The sequence below is a fragment of the Vibrio sp. 10N.286.49.C3 genome, from assembly GCF_041469545.1.
Taxonomy (GTDB): Bacteria; Pseudomonadota; Gammaproteobacteria; order Enterobacterales; family Vibrionaceae; genus Vibrio; species Vibrio tasmaniensis_A.
The window spans coordinates 25884-42946 of the sequence record NZ_JBFRKT010000013.1 but is presented as its reverse complement, the minus strand read 5'-3'; the positions used below and the strand labels follow the sequence as shown (position 1 = coordinate 42946).

The window sequence follows — 17063 nt, the reverse complement described above, 5'->3', positions numbered from 1 at the left end:
AGCTCGATTATACCTGAATTTGTTATTAGAGCATCACACTAAACTTGTCTTTTCATTGAATCTTTCGACTAACTGGCTAGCAAACACACAGTCATGAAGCGATCGCTTACCCACATCCCCTTAGAACATAAGACTTATCGAATCAGCACAATTTATGACCAAACATCGACCAATGCGGCGGTGTGAATTTATATTCACCCTGAAATTGGTATACACCAGAGTCAATTTAAGGCTGAAAGTTAGCTACAAAAGCACAAAAACAGGGAATAAAGGGAGGTAATTTACACTTCTGCCGATGAAAATAGGCAGAAATTAAGATGAAAAAACAGTCACAAGTTCACTAATTAAATAGTTAAGCGGTGATGTATTTATCTGGATGAGGTTTTTTAGGCACAAAAAAATCGGCTATTGAGCCGATTCTAAGGAAGGTTTGATAGGTTTATGCGTTGCAATGTGTGTTAGAAATGATGAACTAAACTGGGGAATTAACCGACCATTGCAATATGTGTATGGTGAAAATGAAGAATAGAGTTCGCGTCTACCATCCTATCGTGCATCACCTTAATCGAGTCTCCAAAGCTTAACCCTTTTGAAGGTGTGAGCAGAAACTCTTCTAAGTCGACAAATGCGCATAGGCTCGCACACTCTCCCACTTCCAATACAATGAAGTAACCTAGGCTATGCTCGTTATTCATTTGTACGATATCCCCTTCTTGAGGAGATTCGTGGCCAGCGCCTTGTGAATCGAAGAACCAGCTTTTAGGCTGTACTGGCTTGTGGAAGCGCTTTGCTGCCACACAATATAGTGCGAGTTCAGCTTGGCGAGGCTCAGACAGTTCTAAGCCAGAAATTTGTTCTTTGAAGGTTTGGTATGAAGATGCGTCATCAACGGTGAATTCATTATCTCTAAACGCGCAGTCCACCAGCTTATTGCGGACCAGATTCGTTTTGAAAATCATATCCTCTCCGAGGTTTAGCATTAATGAACATTGCTGCTCATCGTAATACCAACTCCATGTATCGCTAGGTTTAAGCATCATTTCGTCTCACACTGTTGAACCATTCCATTAGGTAAAACGCAAAATTACCTTCAATTACAGTAATTTTACTGAGCAATAGGCAAAAAAAAAGAGGAAATGAATTCCTCTTTCTTATCGCTTCTGTCTACAACTCAGTGAGTTACAGTGTCTCTTTTAGTAAGACGATGCCAAATTATAGCTTTCCTAAAATAACCAAATCTTTTTGATAACTCTGTTTATAAAAGCTCTGGGTTTATAAAAGTTCTGGTTTTCGGGACTATAAATTCTTAACGATGTCGCCTACAAGACCTGGGCCTTTGTAGATGAAACCAGAGTAAACTTGTACAAGCTTCGCGCCTGCCATCATTTTCTCTTTCGCAGCAACGTAAGAGTCAACGCCACCTACCCCGATGATCGGTAATTGGTCACCCAACTCTTCGTGAAGTTTACGAACCACTTCAGTACTGCGAGATTGAACCGGACGTCCACTTAGGCCACCCGCTTCATCGCAATGTTTCATGCCTTCAACGATTGAACGATCCAATGTTGTGTTTGTTGCGATCACACCATCGATCTTATTTTTGATCAATGATTCACAAATTTGGCTAATTTCGTCATCACTTAGATCCGGAGCAATCTTAAGAGCAAGAGGAACATATTTACCATGCTTCTCTTCTAGTTCAGATTGTTTTGTTTTAAGTTCAGACAATAGATCGTCTAGAGCTTCGCCGTATTGTAGAGAACGAAGTCCTGGAGTATTTGGTGAAGAGATATTCACAGCAATGTAACCAGCGTATTGATATACCTTCTCCATACAGATCAAGTAATCTTCAGCGCCCTTTTCAATTGGTGTGTCTTTGTTCTTACCGATGTTGATACCTAAGATGCCGTCGTAGTTCGACTTCTTAACGTTCTCAATAAGGTTGTCGACGCCTAAGTTATTGAACCCCATGCGGTTGATGATACCTTCAGCTTCAACAAGACGGAACAGACGTGGTTTGTCATTACCGGCTTGTGGACGAGGAGTTACCGTTCCTACTTCAACGAAACCAAAACCCATTGCGCCAAATGCATCAATACATTCGCCGTTTTTATCTAGGCCAGCCGCTAGGCCAACTGGGTTTTTAAAAGTAAGACCCATGCATTCTACAGGTCGATTAGGTAATTGTTGGCGATACAAAAGATCAATAGGAGTGCCTGTGAAGCGTTTGAAATTTTGAATTGCAAGATCATGTGCCTTTTCGGCATCAAGTTGGAAAAAGCCAGTTCTGGCTAGACGGTAGAGCATTGTGCCTCCGATAGAAAAAAGCCCCGTGTAAACGGGGCGATATTATTTACTTATTTACTCAACTATTCAATCTATTACTGTCTGTAAGGGTAAGATAATCGAGTTTGATAGCGAATGAGGTTCTTTATTAAGCAAACGTTATCGTTTCTGCAGTCAGTTTACTCATTTCTAGTCTCTACCATATTACAGCCACCCACTCTTTTAACAACAAGCAAGGTGTCCACGAAGTGGGTCCGTTAAAAGAAGTGGGTCCGTCAAAAATCGTTAGACCTATAGATGCCACTTTATAGAAACAAAAAAGGCAGACCTTATGGCCTGCCCTTGTGTCTTTCGTTTTATCTAATCACTAATCTGTCGACATGCAGTTTAGATTCAATAACATCAATTCACGCAATGCTACTGAGAACTTGGCAAACTCATGAACCGAACCCACTTTGAATTCATTGAGGATACTTTCCCAACGATGTAGAGAAACAGAGTTACTTTCCATCCAATCATCAAGCGCTTTAATCACATCGATGTCTGAAGCACAACCGCAGTTAAGCACTTGGCCAGTTAGCTGACGTTGCTGCCAATCCAGATCTTCTCTGAATGCTGCACGTGCCAGCGCTTGCCAGTTGTTATCTACAGCTTGACCATTGATTTGCTTCAAGAACCAGTGCAGAGACAAACGGTCGCCAAGGTTGAAGTAAAGCTTAGACGCTTGTTGTACTGTTTTACCCGTCTCACGAGCCACTGTGGATATATCCAGTGCTGAGTACAAGCTAGACAAACGCGCAACTGAATTAGCCAACTCAGCGTTTACGCCTTGGTCAATCCATAACTGTGCCATTGCGTTATGCTCTTCTACTTCAGAAGCCACTAGGTTTTCATCCAGTTTCTCTGTGATAGTAAGAACATCACCTTGGTAAAGTTCAATCAATGCTTTCACTGACTGTTTACCGGTACGGTTTCTTAGCAACCAACGAGCCAAGCGACGAAGTGTACGACGAACATGGTAGATCAATTCATATTGAGCTTCAGAACTTGAAACATTGTCCAGTTCACGGATGCTCTTCAGAACTTTGCCAAGACCATAGATTTCACGTGTTGCCGCGTAAGCATTGGCAATATCAACAATATTTGCGCCCGTCTCTTCTTGCAGACGAGTAACGAAGTTACAACCCATCTCGTTAACCATTTGGTTAGCCAGTGCCGTCGCAATGATTTCAGAACGTAGTGGATGATTATCCATGTGCTGAGAGTAGTTACGACGTAACGCTGTTGGGAAGTATTGCATAAGCTGTTGAGCATGGAATTCGTCATTAGCGATATCATCACTAACAAGATCTTCTTTAAGCACCATTTTACCGTAAGCGACAAGTACAGAAAGCTCAGGTCTTGTTAGGCCTTGGCCCTGCTTTTCACGCTCAAGCAGTGTTTCGTCATCTGGGATGTATTCCAACCCACGATCCAAGTACCCTGCTTTTTCCATTGTATGAATAAAGCGGATTTGCTCTTTTACTAAGCCAACACCTTGATGCTCAGTAACCGAAATAGACTCAGCTTGGCAATATGCGTCGTCTAGAACGATTTCGCCAACTTCATCTTCCATCGATTCAAGTACTTGGTTACGTTGCTTAACGGTTAGATCACCATTAGACACCAAACCATTCAAGAAGATCTTAATGTTTACTTCATTATCCGAACAGTCAACACCACCAACGTTATCAACAAAGTCGGTATTAACTCGGCCACCCGTCAGCGCGTATTCAATACGACCCAGTTGAGTCATACCCAAGTTACCGCCTTCACCAACAACTTTAGCTTTTAGGTCACGGCCATCGATACGCAGCACGTCATTTGCACGGTCACCTACATCTGTATGAGTCTCGTTTGAAGACTTAACGTAAGTACCGATACCACCATTCCAAAGAAGATCAACCTGCATAGACAAGATCGCTTTGATCAAATCATTCGGTGCCATTGATGCTTTCTTAGTACCCAGCATTTTCTGAATTTCAGGCGTCAGAGAGATAGACTTCGCTCGACGAGAGAAAATGCCACCACCTTGAGAAATCAGGTCTTTGTTGTAATCTTCCCAGCTTGAGCGAGGTAGATTAAACAAGCGCTCACGCTCTACCCAGCTTGATGCTGATTCTGGATTCGGGTCGATGAAAATATGCATGTGGTTAAACGCAGCTTGCATACGAATATGCTTAGACAACAGCATACCGTTACCAAATACATCGCCCGCCATATCACCTACACCGATAGCGGTAAAGTCCGTTGTTTGACAGTTGATGCCCATTTCACGGAAGTGACGTTTGACAGATTCCCAGCCACCTTTCGCCGTGATACCCATGGCTTTATGGTCATAACCGTTAGAGCCACCAGAGGCAAATGCATCGCCTAACCAGAAATTGTATTCAGCAGATACTGAGTTTGCTAGATCTGAGAACGTTGCGGTACCTTTATCGGCGGCAACAACCAAATACGGATCATCTTCATCGTGACGAACAACACTCTTAGGTGGAATAACCTCACCTTCAATGATGTTGTCTGATACGTCTAATAATGCACGGATGAAGCGCTTGTAACAACGTTGACCTTCAGCGAAAATTTCATCACGGCCAGACATAGTGTGTTGACGCTTACAAACGAAACCACCTTTTGCACCAACCGGTACAATTACTGTGTTCTTAACTTGCTGTGCTTTAACTAGGCCTAGAATCTCAGTACGGAAATCCTCTTGACGGTCTGACCAACGTAAACCACCACGAGCGACTTTACCGCCACGTAGATGCACACCTTCAATGTCTGGTGCGTAAACGAAAATCTCAAACGCAGGAACCGGTGCTGGGATATCTGGGATCTCGCTTGGTCTCATTTTCAGAGCCAACCAAGGTTTAGACTGTTTGTTGTCGTCTAACTGGTAGTAGTTAGTACGAAGCGTTGCTGTGATCATTTCCATGTAACGACGAATGATACGATCATCATCCAAGCTTTCTACATGATCCAACTGTTCAGTGATCTTCTTAATAAGATCTTGTTGGCCTTTCGCGCTGCCCTTTAATTTAGGATCAAAACGCTTGCCGAATAAGCTCACTAACCCTTTCGCTAGATCTGGGTAATGAGACAATGTGTCTTCAATGTATTGTTGGCTAAATGGGAAACCCACTTGGCGCATGTAACGCGCATACGCACGTAAGATTGAGATTTCACGGCCAGAAAGAGCAGCACCCAATACCAAGCGGTTAAAACCATCGCTGTCTAATTCACCTTCCCAAATCGCAGCAAAGGCTTGTTGGAATAGATCGCGCGCTTCACGAAGATCAATCGTCTTGTCACTCTTGTGCAGCATCGAGAAATCAAGGATCCAATAAGTCACTCCATTGGTCTTGCGTACTTCATAAGGTGATTCACCAATAACGCGCAGGCCAAAGTTTTCAAGCATTGGCATAACATCAGACAGGTGAATAGGCTCATCACTGTGATAGAACAACTTCAAACGAACAGCTTTAGAGTCTGCCGCTTCTTCTTGAGGGCGGTAGAAAAGCATGCCAAGTTTGTTGTCTTCACTCAGAGCTTCTAGACGTTCGATATCTGCAACCGCAGAACCAGGCATCATGTCTTCTTTGTACGAACGTGGGAATGCACGCATGTACTCTTTCGATAACGGAAGACCTTTGCTCTCACCGAAGTTAGCAACGATTGATTCAGACAGGCGGTCATCCCACGTAGACGATACTTCCATTAAATTTTGCTCAATTGTTTTCACGTCCACATCCATGTTGTTGTTATCAACACGAACAATATAGTGCGTTCTTGCCAGTGGGCTTTCAGAGAAGTATGTCGTGAATTCGACCTCTTCTTCGCAACCGAAATACTGCTTCAAGATACGTTGGGTTTGACGACGAAGTTCGGTGTTGTAACGATCTTTGGTAACGTAAACCATGCAGCTAAAGAAACGGCCAAACGGGTCTTTACGAACAAACAAACGCAGAAGATCGCGATCTTGCATTTGAACTACGCCAGTACCGACTTCTAGCAATTCTTCTTCACAAGCTTGAAGCAGTTCATCTCGCGGGTAGTTTTCTAGAATGTTGTGCAGAGCTTTGTAAGAGTATGAACCTTCACGGTAACCACTCGCGTCTAAGATACGCTCTACTTTCTCGCGAACAAGAGGAATCGTTTCAACGGTTTGGTTATAAACGGCAGAGGTGTAAAGACCAGTAAAGCGGTGTTCACCAATAACCTTACCGTTCTTATCGAACTTCTTAATACCAATGTAATCATTGTAAGCTGGGCGGTGAATGCGTGAAGCCGTGTTGCCCTTGGTTACGATAAGTACATAAGGCTTTTTAGCTTCAAGACGTGCCGAATCAGAAAACTCAGACAGCTTAACGTTACGCACACGATCTGAATTCGCAAACAAACCAAGACCTTGCTCCTTGGTCGGTTGTAGTTCTGTGTCGCCATTTACAGAAACAAGGTCATATTCCTTGTAGCCCATAAACGTAAAGTTGTGCTCGCCTAACCAACGAAGAAACGCCAACGTCTCATCAAAGCGTTGGCCGTCTACAGGAATGCTTTCTTTTTGCTTTTCAACTTGATTGGTTACTTCCTCTAGTTTTTCAACCATCTTCAGCCAATCGTTCACAACTAAACCAGTATCGGTAAAGATATCCAGTAGTTCCGTTTTGAGCGCTGTCATTTCAGCTTTGCTGCTAAGACGGTCTACTTCGATATGGAAAAGTGATTGGAATGCACCTTCGTTATTGCTAACGCCGACAACACTGCCCTTATCAGAGCGAGAGATTTGTGTTGGATTGTGAAGCATAAGGTGAGAAGAAAGGTCTAGGCGAGTCAGCGCCATTTTTACAGAGTCTACAAGGAATGGGCTATCTGGTACGACTATCTCTACGATAGTGTGAGTAGATTGCCAACCTTGACGACTTACTGTCGGGTTAAAAACACGAACAGAGATTTGGTCAGCTTTCTTTTCATTGATGTGATGCCATAAGCTAACTACAGCACCGTATAAATCGGATTCGTTTCTCTGAGTTAGATCGTCGTGAGAAACGTTACTAAACAAGTGTTGAGCAAGTTGAGTTACGAGAGGTCGATGAGCAAGGTCAAGTTTGTCTTGAATCAGTTTGTACACTTTTTCAAGTAAAACTGGAACCACAGTTTCACGTGCGGTCATAGTCACACTCCACAATTAGAATTTTATTTTATTATTAGGGGGCTTACTTAAGCTTGCGTTTGAATCAAGCCTTCAAGGCCAGTTCTACTAACGAGTTAAGCAAAGGTAATGCATTCATTTATTGTAAAAGCATTATTGATAAATAGTTAATTGTTTTAGAGGTGGTAAGAGGTGAAATGTTTGATTATGTGATTAAGATTCCCTTTAACTCACTAGGCACGCCAAGCTTTACAGAGCTTCCAACTTAATAAACTTATTTTTTTGGTCAGTTGTTAACCTAAACTGTCCTCTAACCCCTATTTGTGTAAGAAATGGTCTGAAGCGAGTTGCAGGTAGCTGTAAGCGTAACCCTGTTGTTGTTATCACTTGAACTTTACTTGCGGCACCCGAGTAGCTAGCCAAAAACTGCTGATATGAGATGTTAAGTTGGAAAATATAGCGATTCATACGATACCTGTATAAATATACAGTGCCGGTATTTTTGGCACTTAACGATGTCTGAAAGTGAAACTGAACTTGAAACTGCTCTAGCTTATCGAAAATTCGATAAGCTAGAAACAAAAAATCAGTGGCAGATATTCTCTACCACTGATGACTTTTCGTTACTAGTAAACTGTTTATTAGCAAACCGCTTATGATCAAACAGTTACCTGAATAAGCGGCTGACTTAAGCCTCTAGTGCTTTTGCCACTTTCTCGAATAAGTCTTTTGCAAGGTTGTCCATGTTCTTCAGCGTCTCAAGTTCTTTTTTGATTAGAGCTTGGCGTTCATCATCGTACTTACGGAACTTAAGTAGCGGGTCAATCAAACGTGAAGCCACTTGCGGGTTGCTGCTGTTCAGTTCACGTAGGATCTCGCCCGCAAACGCATAACCTTGTCCTGACTTGGCGTGGAATTGAACCGGGTTCATGTTTAAGAACGAACCTACCAAGTTACGAGTACGGTTCGGGTTCTTCAAGCTGAACGCTTGGTGCGACATCGACGCTTTAATCACTTCAAGTGCATTAGAGCTTGGGTTTGAACCTTGCAATGCAAACCACTTATCCATGACAAGACCATCGTGTTTCCACTTGTCGCTGTAATCCGCCATCAAGGTTTCACGACATGGTAGTTGCGCACTGTTCGCCGCGCCCATTGCAGCCATTGTATCTGTCATGTTGTTTGCTTGTTGGTACATAGCAACAACCAAGTCATTACCCTTTTCAGTATGCGCTAAGTAACTTAGACAGACTTTACGTAGAGTACGCTTACCAATCGAATCGTGATCGATCGTGTATTCTGTTAGTGCATGGCTGTGATAAACCGCCGCTAACTCGTCTTCAAGTTCTGCAGCTAGTGTTACTTTCATTGAGTTAAGAACAGATGCGACCGCATCAATATCAACGCGCTCATACCAACCCGACACTTCGTTATGACTTGGAAGAGAAAGCATTTCTGCAATAAACGCAGGTTCTAGTGAATCACTAAGCAGCACCCCGCGGAATGCATCAACAACAGAAGCAGAAAGTTCAAACGCTTGGCTCTTCTGAACCTTCTCAACATTACTGCGGATATATTTAGCGAGTAGCATTTGACCCGCATCCCAACGAGAAAATTCATTGCGAGCATTAACCATCAAGAAGATAAGTTCTTCATCTGAATAGTCGTACTCCAGTTTCACTGGCGCAGAAAATTCACGCAGTAGCGATGGGATCGGTTGCTCTGAAACGTTTTCAAACACGAACGTTTGTACCGCTTCTTTCACATCAAGTACGTTGTGAACTGGCTTTCCGTTACATTGTAACCCAACGACATCGCCAGCAGCGGTGTATAACTCGATATCAAAAGGAATATGCAGAGCTTGCTTTTCCGTTTGCTCATGAGTTGGAGCCGTTACTTGGCGAGTTGTTAACGTGTACTCTTTTTTGTCTGCGTCGTAGTGACTTTCAACAGACAGCGTCGGCGTGCCAGATTGGCTGTACCATAAACGGAACTGAGACAGGTCAACGCCCGACGCATCTTCCATTGCAGCAACGAAATCTTCGCAAGTTGCAGCGGTACCATCGTGACGTTCAAAGTAAAGCTTCATGCCTTTTTGGAAGCCGTCTTCACCCAACAATGTGTGGATCATTCGGATCACTTCGCTGCCCTTTTCGTATACCGTCAATGTGTAGAAGTTGTTCATTTCTATCACTTTTTCAGGGCGAATTGGGTGAGACATTGGACTTGCATCTTCAGCGAATTGTGGCCCGCGAATAATACGAACATTGTTGATTCGGTTTACTGCGCGAGAACCAAGATCAGATGAGAACTCTTGGTCACGGAATACGGTTAAACCTTCTTTCAAGCTTAACTGGAACCAATCGCGACATGTCACTCGGTTCCCCGTCCAGTTATGGAAATATTCATGACCGATTACCGCTTCGATGCCTAGGTAGTCGGTGTCGGTTGCTGTTTGGTCGTTCGCTAAAACAAACTTAGAGTTAAATACGTTCAGACCTTTGTTTTCCATCGCGCCCATGTTGAAGAAATCAACAGCTACGATCATGTAGATGTCTAAGTCATACTCAAGATTGAAACGCTCTTCGTCCCACTTCATTGAGTTAATCAAAGAAACCATCGCGTGGTTTGCGCGGTCTAGATTGCCTTTGTCGACAAAGATTTCCAGGTCAACTTTGCGGCCTGATTGTGTGGTGTAAGCGTCACGAAGTACATCAAAGTCACCGGCAACAAGAGCAAACAAGTAAGCAGGTTTTGGATGTGGGTCTTGCCACTTAACCCAGTGACGACCATTTTCAGCATCACCTTCATCTATACGGTTACCATTACTGAGTAAGAATGGATTTTCAGCTTTGTCTGCGATTACCGTTGTGGTGAATTTTGCCAATACATCAGGGCGGTCCATATAGTAAGTAATGCGGCGGAAACCTTCAGCTTCACACTGACTACAGAATGCGCCACCCGACTTATACAAACCTTCAAGTGCACTATTCCCTTCAGGATTTACTTCCGTCACGATCGTGAGTGTGAAATCTTTCGGTAGTCCGCTCAGTGTCAGTTGAGTTTCAGATTGCTCGAATTGCGTCCACTCTTGACCCTCTACTAAAACAGAAACCAACGTCAAACCTTCACCATCAAGTACTAAGGTCGAACTATCTTTCTCTTGCTTAACACTAGACACCGCCGTAATGATGGACGCTGAATCGTACAAATCGAAAGTAAGATCGATTTGAGAAATAGTGTGAGATGGTGATTGATAATCTTTACGATACTTGGCTTGAGGTGTATGTGCCATGACGGGTTCCTTTTGATCGTTATACGTAATTGTATTTTAACTGTATATATCTAAAGGTTGAGGGCCAAGAACACAAGGGGAATATTGAAAAAAGGAGGCATTGTAGTAAAACGCCTCCATGTTTTGCTATTTTATCAACCAAATAAGAAAGGAACGGCTAATAAATGAACTGTGAGCCATATTATCAACAAACATGACTTTGCGCATCCAACCCGTCATTATCGAATACGATTGAGTACTGCAAACATGTCGCCTTCTTCACCTTGAAGCGTCAAGACGTCGCTGTTTAATGTGTAACGAGTGCCGTGCTCGCCATTTTCATACAGAAGCACCAATTGATCGCCTTCTGTGTAATACACCCCACGACGAACAACCTCACTCCCCACTTCATCGGACACTCTGAACATAAATACAAAGTCAGGTTGAAGCACTAAATCCATTTTTTGAATGTTACTCGCGCGCAGGTCGCTACCTGAAAGCTCAGCACTCGACCAAATACCTGCCAGTGCATTCGGTAAGGCTTTGGTAAACATGACACCGTTGAGGTTCAACATATTATGGTTACTGCTATAGGCGTAAACTTGAGGTTCAGAGGTGTTTAAACCCAAAATAATGGTATCTTCATTGGCATTATACAAGCCTTCCCAATGGTCGACACTGTAGTCTTTCTTTTGAATATCAATGGAGAATGAATAATTTGAATCAAGGGTTAGCTTTATCGCTCTAAAATTTTCAGTACCTTGTTCAGGATCTGGGTTCATCAAATACCAATCACCAAGCAGTAAAGGAAGGTCAAAATGAGATAGATTGCTGTCACTTTTTGATTGCTGATCGCTTGAAGCGACCTCACTCCCAAAAGCAACAAAACTTAAACAAGATAAAAATAGTAGAATCCATTTCATACGCGCCCCCTCGTTTTCTTTAAGCTTAGGCACGTAATGAATAGAAAGCGAAAAAATTTGATCCAAGTCACTAAATTTTAAGTGCAAAGTAACTTAAATGTCATTATTCGACACAAAACAGAGCTAAATAACCCTGAACATTGAGTGTTCTTTGCGACAGTCTCAACGGTTACAATCAGGTATTCCTGTCAAATCATAGACACAAAAAAAGCGAGCCTAGGCTCGCTTTTTAAATTGTGCATCTTTAAACAATCACCTTTTAACAGGTATTTGCTCTATTTCTTGATCATATCCAGCATGATAGCGACAGATTCATCAAGATAAGCATCTGGGGCTTCGTAGTCTTTAGGGATATCATCCAACGTTTTAAATGCCTCTAACTTAGCGGCTTTTTGACGTTGATTGATACGCTCTAGACGAAGCACATCCCCATCATCACTCTCTTGTTGACGTACTTTTTCGTTCAAAGAAAGGTCGTTATCATCTTTATCAGCCTTATATTTTTCAATATCTTGCGCGATAAAGCCAAACTCCATGTCTGTCGCAATACGAGCTTGGTGTTGAGCGGTTAAGGCAGCAACTTGCCCATCGTTACGCTGTAACACTGAATAGTTAGCTTTATCTATGCTATCCCAAGGCAGAGCATTATCTTCAACACTTTCACCAGTATCTGCTGGATCAATTGCCGTTGGGTAAGCAATATCAGGCACTACACCTTTGTTTTGCGTACTTCCGCCATTGATTCGGTAGAATTTCTGGATGGTGTATTGAACGTAGCCTAACTCTTTATCGAACAAATCATAAATATGATTCAAAGAGCGGTGTTGTTGCACCGTTCCTTTACCGAAAGAGTTTTCACCAAGGATGATTGCACGACCATAATCTTGCATCGCTGCTGCAAAGATTTCAGATGCTGAAGCACTGTAGCGATTCACCAATACCGTTAATGGACCTTGGTAACTAATTTCGCCATCAGTATCACTGTTCACTTTTACACGACCGTAGCTATCACGAACTTGAACAACGGGCCCCTCTTTGATAAACAAACCAGAGAGTTCGGTTGCTTCCGTTAGTGCACCACCACCGTTGTTTCGCAGATCAACAATGATACCTTCGACACCTTGCTCTTTAAGTTCGGTGATCAGTTTATCAGTATCTTTAGAAAGGCCAACATAGAAGCTTGGTACTTCTAGTACGCCAATCTTCTTGCCATCTTTCTCGATAACTTCTGATTTAACAGCGCGGTCTTCTAAGCGAATCTTATCGCGTACAATTGTGACAACGTGACTTTTTGCATCTTTACCATCTGGCAAGATCTGTAGCTTAACTTTAGTCCCTTTCGGTCCTTTAATTAATTGCACTACATCGTCTAAACGCCAGCCGATAACATCAACAATATCTTCGCCATCTTGACCAACACCAACAATACGATCACCATCGCTCAATTGTTTGCTATTGGACGCAGGGCCACCAGCAACGAGAGATCGGATAACGGTGTAGTCGTCTGTCATTTGAAGTACAGCACCAATGCCTTCTAGAGATAGATTCATCTCAGACTGGAATTGCTCTGCATTTCTTGGAGAAAGGTAACTGGTATGAGGGTCAACTTCTCGCGCGAATGCGTTCATGTAGATCTGGAAAGCATCTTCGTTGTGCGATTGCGTAATACGCTTCATCGCATTGTTGTAACGCTTTTCCAAAACTTCTTGAATCTCTGGCCACTCTTTACCTGTAAGTTTTAGATTCAACGCATCATATTTAACGCGTTTTCTCCAAAGCTCATTTACTTCAGCGATATCTTTTGGCCATTCCGCTTCGCTACGATTGAGCTCAATACTTTCATCAGTATCAAACTTAATCTCAGTATCTAGTAAAGACAGCGCATATTGGAAACGTTCAAAACGCTTCTGCATGGACAAATTATAAACATCGAAGGCTATTTGGTTATTACCGGCTTTCAGTTGATCATCAATTTGTTTAGATGAAGTAGCGAAAGAATCAATATCAGCTTGAGTGAAGATATTACGGTTATAATCCAACATCTCTAAATAACGATTAAAGATAGCTTGGGAGAAATCATCGTTGAGATTGAAGTGTTTATAGTGGGAACGAGTAAATCGAGAAGTAACACGTTTACTAGCAGTTTCGTGTTGAACCTCAGGAGCGAGTAGAGGTAAATCGTCCTGATTTAATTTGGCTTCAAGAGCCTGAGCTGAAGCTGCTAGCAAAAAGCCAGCAGCAATCAGTGTCAATTTTGAACGGCATTTCATGCGTAGGAGTATCTCCTTTAAGCGCGCAAGTGCTCCGCTTTAACAACCATTTGTAGGCCGTTTGCTAACTGAACACGCACATCTTCCTTATTGATTTCAACAATGGTCGCAGCCATGTTTCCTGTACCCATGTTCACATTTACTTCTTTACCAGTGATAAATTCATCGGCGTTCAAAGCGCGTGTTTCTACAGGCTTTTCTACTTTCGGTGCTTTAGGCGCTTGACGACGAGGCTGTTGAGCTTTCTTCGCTTTAGCTTTCGCTTTGCCTTCGTCACGAGCTTTCTGTGCTTGTTCTTTACGACGAGCCTGAACTTTCGCTTTGCTTTCTGCAAGTGTCGCTTTAGCGTGCTCAACGTGCTCTTCTTCTAGTGTGCCACATACGTTGCCGTCTAGGTCAACACGTTCTGCGCCAGCTTTTACGCCGTGCAGGTAACGCCATGATGATGTGTACTGTCTTAACGCTGCACGAAGCTGAGTCTTACTTACTTTTTCGTCTTCATTTAGACGTTCAGCAAGATCTTGAAAAATACCAATTTTAAGTGGTTTCGCTTCACCTTCTAGAGTAAAGCATTTAGGGAAACATTCAGCAACATATGCGATAACTTCTTTGCTGTTTTTTAACTTTTCAGTGTTTTCCATGTGGGTTCCTGGTTTTTGCGGTTTTCCGCGAGCATTAAGAAAATATTTTTACGTATTATAGAGAGATGCTTGGGAAAAACCACAGTAAGAGAATAATTTATGCCTTGTTCGCGTGCGAATTAAGCAGCTTTTCCACTTCTGCCATGAAAAATGTTAATCCGTCCTCGTCAATTTGAGAAAAACGGCCAACATTTGGGCTATCGATATCAAGAACGCCCGCAATTTTCCCGTCAATCGAAAATGGTATAACGATTTCTGAGTTACTTGCAGCGTCACAAGCGATGTGTCCTTCGAATTCATGAACATCATGAATGCGCTGAACTGTATTCGTCGCGACCGCAGTTCCACACACACCACGCCCTACCGGAATTCGAACACAAGCTGGTTGACCTTGGAATGGGCCAAGCACAAGTTCGTCTTTTTCCTTAGATTGGTCCTGCTTCATTAAATAGAAGCCTGCCCAATTTAATTCATCCAACTCCATGAATAATAATGAGCTGATATTAGCTAGATTAGCAGTTAGATCGGGTTCTGATTCAATTAATGCAACGGCTTGTTTGGTTAAGCGTTGGTAATGTTCTATTTTCATATTAACTTCCAATTAAATTGAGACTTCCATTATCAAGAGAACGCAGTAAAATGCGGCCATCAAACTAAATAGGACTTATTCTCATTACAATGACCAATTCAGAAGACACTATTAGCCGTTCTTGGTTAATAACTCAAGTAAAAAAACACAAGTCCAAATTACTGTTTGCTAACATTATTGCCATACTTGCAACTCTCATTAGTGTCCCTATCCCGTTGCTCATGCCATTAATGCTTGATGAAGTATTACTTGATAAGCCGGCTTCTGGCTTAGAGATGATGAACCATCTACTTCCAACATCGTTGCAGACACCAACTGGCTATATTGCACTGACTTTGCTGTTAGTCATAATCATGCGGACTGTTAGCCAAGCGTTGAACATTCTACAAGGGCGTCAATTCACGCTTGTCTCAAAAACAATTACCTATCAAATGCGCAGTAAGATGATAGATAAGCTTGGCCGCATTAGTATTAGACAATACGAGACCAAAGGCAGTGGCGGTATTAATGCTCACCTGATAACAGACATAGAGACAATAGATAAGTTCATTGGTTCGACTCTATCTAAGTTCATAATTAGCTTCTTAACCGTTTTCGGTACCGCTATCGTGTTGCTATGGTTAGAGTGGCGTTTAGGACTGTTCATTTTACTGGTCAATCCTGTTGTGATTTATTTCTCCCGTAAACTAGGTAGCAGAGTCAAACACCTTAAAAAGTATGAGAACCAATCTTTAGAGCGCTTTCAAAACCGTTTAGTGGAAACCTTAGACGGCATTTACCAACTGCGTGCGGCAAACAAGGAACGTATCTTTCTCGATGAACTTAAGGTTCAAGCAAACCAAGTGAGAGTCGATGCAGACAAATACGCTTGGCAATCAGAAGCTGCTGGCCGTGTTTCGTTTCTGCTGTTCTTATTAGGTTTCGAGCTTTTCCGTGCCGTCGCGATGCTAATGGTGTTATTCAGTGACTTAACGATTGGTCAGATTTTCGCGGTATTTGGTTACTTGTGGTTCATGTTAGGCCCGGTACAAGAGTTGTTAGGGATTCAATTCTCTTGGTATAGCGCAAAAGCAGCACTTCAGCGCATCAACGACCTTCTTCAGTTAGAAGAAGAGAAGCGCCCTATCAGTAAAGTGAACCCATTTAATGAAGATCAAGAAGTGACAGTCGACATTGAAGACGTTACATTCTCTTACACATTAGAAAACACTGTTTTAAATAGGCTGTCGCTGCACATTCCAGCAGGTAAGAAAGTCGCTTTGGTGGGTGCGAGTGGTGGTGGTAAATCTACGTTAATCCAGTTACTGATTGGTGTTTATCAAGCGGATTCTGGATGCATTCGTTATAACGGTGAAACCACCGACGACATCAGTTTCGATGTAATACGCAGTCAAATTGCCGTTGTTTTACAACAACCTATACTTTTTAACGATACATTAAGGCATAATCTGACCCTTGGTGCTGAATACGATGAAATGTCGTTGTGGCGTGCACTTGAAGTCTCTCAAATGCAAGATGTCATCAAGCAACTGAGTAATGGCTTAGATACACAAATTGGTAGGAATGGCGTTCGACTGTCTGGCGGGCAACGACAACGCTTAGCTATAGCCCGAATGGTGCTGAGCAATCCTAAGTTTGTTATTCTAGATGAAGCGACATCAGCACTCGATACAGCAACAGAGTCAGCACTGCATAAAGCGCTGAGCGAGTTTTTGAAAGATCGCACAACTTTGATAGTGGCTCATCGATTATCAGCGGTGAAACAGGCCGATCTAATCTATGTTTTAGAAGATGGGCAAGTTACACAGACAGGAACACATGGTGAATTGGTTGAACAACAAGGATTATATCAAACACTCTATGGCAGTGTGCAATCGCACGCCTGATGTTTA

General features: G+C 42.6%; 10 protein-coding genes. 1 reads left to right on the top strand and 9 read right to left on the bottom strand.

What is annotated here, in order from left to right; genetic code table 11:
• Positions 1–485: 485 nt before the first annotated feature.
• The 9 genes from AB4180_RS07445 to AB4180_RS07405 form a co-directional block, all read right to left on the bottom strand.
• Complete coding sequence (locus AB4180_RS07445) at positions 486–1040, bottom strand: cell division protein ZapC (protein WP_017099303.1); 555 nt, start codon at positions 1038–1040, stop codon at positions 486–488.
• A 256-nt stretch (positions 1041–1296) separates the two neighbouring features.
• Entirely contained in the window at positions 1297–2307 is a 1011-nt protein-coding gene (pyrD, locus tag AB4180_RS07440) for a quinone-dependent dihydroorotate dehydrogenase (RefSeq protein WP_017099304.1), read from the bottom strand.
• 346 nt (positions 2308–2653) lie between these two features.
• A complete protein-coding gene (locus AB4180_RS07435; protein WP_102249661.1) occupies positions 2654–7495 on the bottom strand; it encodes an NAD-glutamate dehydrogenase in 4842 nt (1613 codons plus the stop codon).
• A gap of 228 nt (positions 7496–7723) precedes the next feature.
• Positions 7724–7942, bottom strand: coding sequence for a DUF2835 domain-containing protein (locus AB4180_RS07430; RefSeq protein ID WP_004733645.1), 219 nt, complete (start codon positions 7940–7942; stop codon positions 7724–7726).
• Between the two features lie 220 nt (positions 7943–8162).
• Positions 8163–10769, bottom strand: coding sequence for an aminopeptidase N (gene pepN, locus AB4180_RS07425; RefSeq protein WP_102249662.1), 2607 nt, complete (start codon positions 10767–10769; stop codon positions 8163–8165).
• Positions 10770–10987: 218 nt separating this feature from the next.
• On the bottom strand, positions 10988–11671 hold the full coding sequence (locus AB4180_RS07420) for a hypothetical protein (protein ID WP_009846656.1): 684 nt from the start codon (positions 11669–11671) through the stop codon (positions 10988–10990).
• A 275-nt stretch (positions 11672–11946) separates the two neighbouring features.
• Positions 11947–13941, bottom strand: a complete 1995-nt coding sequence (prc, locus tag AB4180_RS07415) for a carboxy terminal-processing peptidase (RefSeq protein WP_102249663.1) — start codon at positions 13939–13941, stop codon at positions 11947–11949.
• Between the two features lie 17 nt (positions 13942–13958).
• The gene (gene proQ, locus AB4180_RS07410; RefSeq protein WP_009846654.1) at positions 13959–14582 is read right to left on the bottom strand and encodes an RNA chaperone ProQ; all 624 of its coding nucleotides are present in this window, start codon (positions 14580–14582) and stop codon (positions 13959–13961) included.
• Positions 14583–14679: 97 nt separating this feature from the next.
• The gene (locus tag AB4180_RS07405; protein ID WP_009846653.1) at positions 14680–15171 is read right to left on the bottom strand and encodes a GAF domain-containing protein; all 492 of its coding nucleotides are present in this window, start codon (positions 15169–15171) and stop codon (positions 14680–14682) included.
• An 89-nt stretch (positions 15172–15260) separates the two neighbouring features.
• On the opposite strand from AB4180_RS07405, the gene AB4180_RS07400 reads away from it, so the two are divergent.
• Positions 15261–17057, top strand: a complete 1797-nt coding sequence (locus tag AB4180_RS07400; RefSeq protein WP_102249664.1) for an ABC transporter ATP-binding protein — start codon at positions 15261–15263, stop codon at positions 17055–17057.
• The last annotated feature ends 6 nt before the right edge of the window (positions 17058–17063 follow it).

Bases quoted from the DNA above. Each gene is read 5' to 3' on its own strand.
- AB4180_RS07405 (WP_009846653.1), bottom strand. From the start codon at position 15,171: ATGAAAATAGAACATTACCAACGCTTAACCAAACAAGCCGTTGCATTA.
- AB4180_RS07435 (WP_102249661.1), bottom strand. From the start codon at position 7,495: ATGACCGCACGTGAAACTGTGGTTCCAGTTTTACTTGAAAAAGTGTAC.
- pyrD (WP_017099304.1), bottom strand. From the start codon at position 2,307: ATGCTCTACCGTCTAGCCAGAACTGGCTTTTTCCAACTTGATGCCGAA.
- AB4180_RS07445 (WP_017099303.1), bottom strand. From the start codon at position 1,040: ATGATGCTTAAACCTAGCGATACATGGAGTTGGTATTACGATGAGCAG.
- pepN (WP_102249662.1), bottom strand. From the start codon at position 10,769: ATGGCACATACACCTCAAGCCAAGTATCGTAAAGATTATCAATCACCA.
- proQ (WP_009846654.1), bottom strand. From the start codon at position 14,582: ATGGAAAACACTGAAAAGTTAAAAAACAGCAAAGAAGTTATCGCATAT.
- AB4180_RS07420 (WP_009846656.1), bottom strand. From the start codon at position 11,671: ATGAAATGGATTCTACTATTTTTATCTTGTTTAAGTTTTGTTGCTTTT.
- prc (WP_102249663.1), bottom strand. From the start codon at position 13,941: ATGAAATGCCGTTCAAAATTGACACTGATTGCTGCTGGCTTTTTGCTA.
- AB4180_RS07430 (WP_004733645.1), bottom strand. From the start codon at position 7,942: ATGAATCGCTATATTTTCCAACTTAACATCTCATATCAGCAGTTTTTG.
- AB4180_RS07400 (WP_102249664.1), top strand. From the start codon at position 15,261: ATGACCAATTCAGAAGACACTATTAGCCGTTCTTGGTTAATAACTCAA.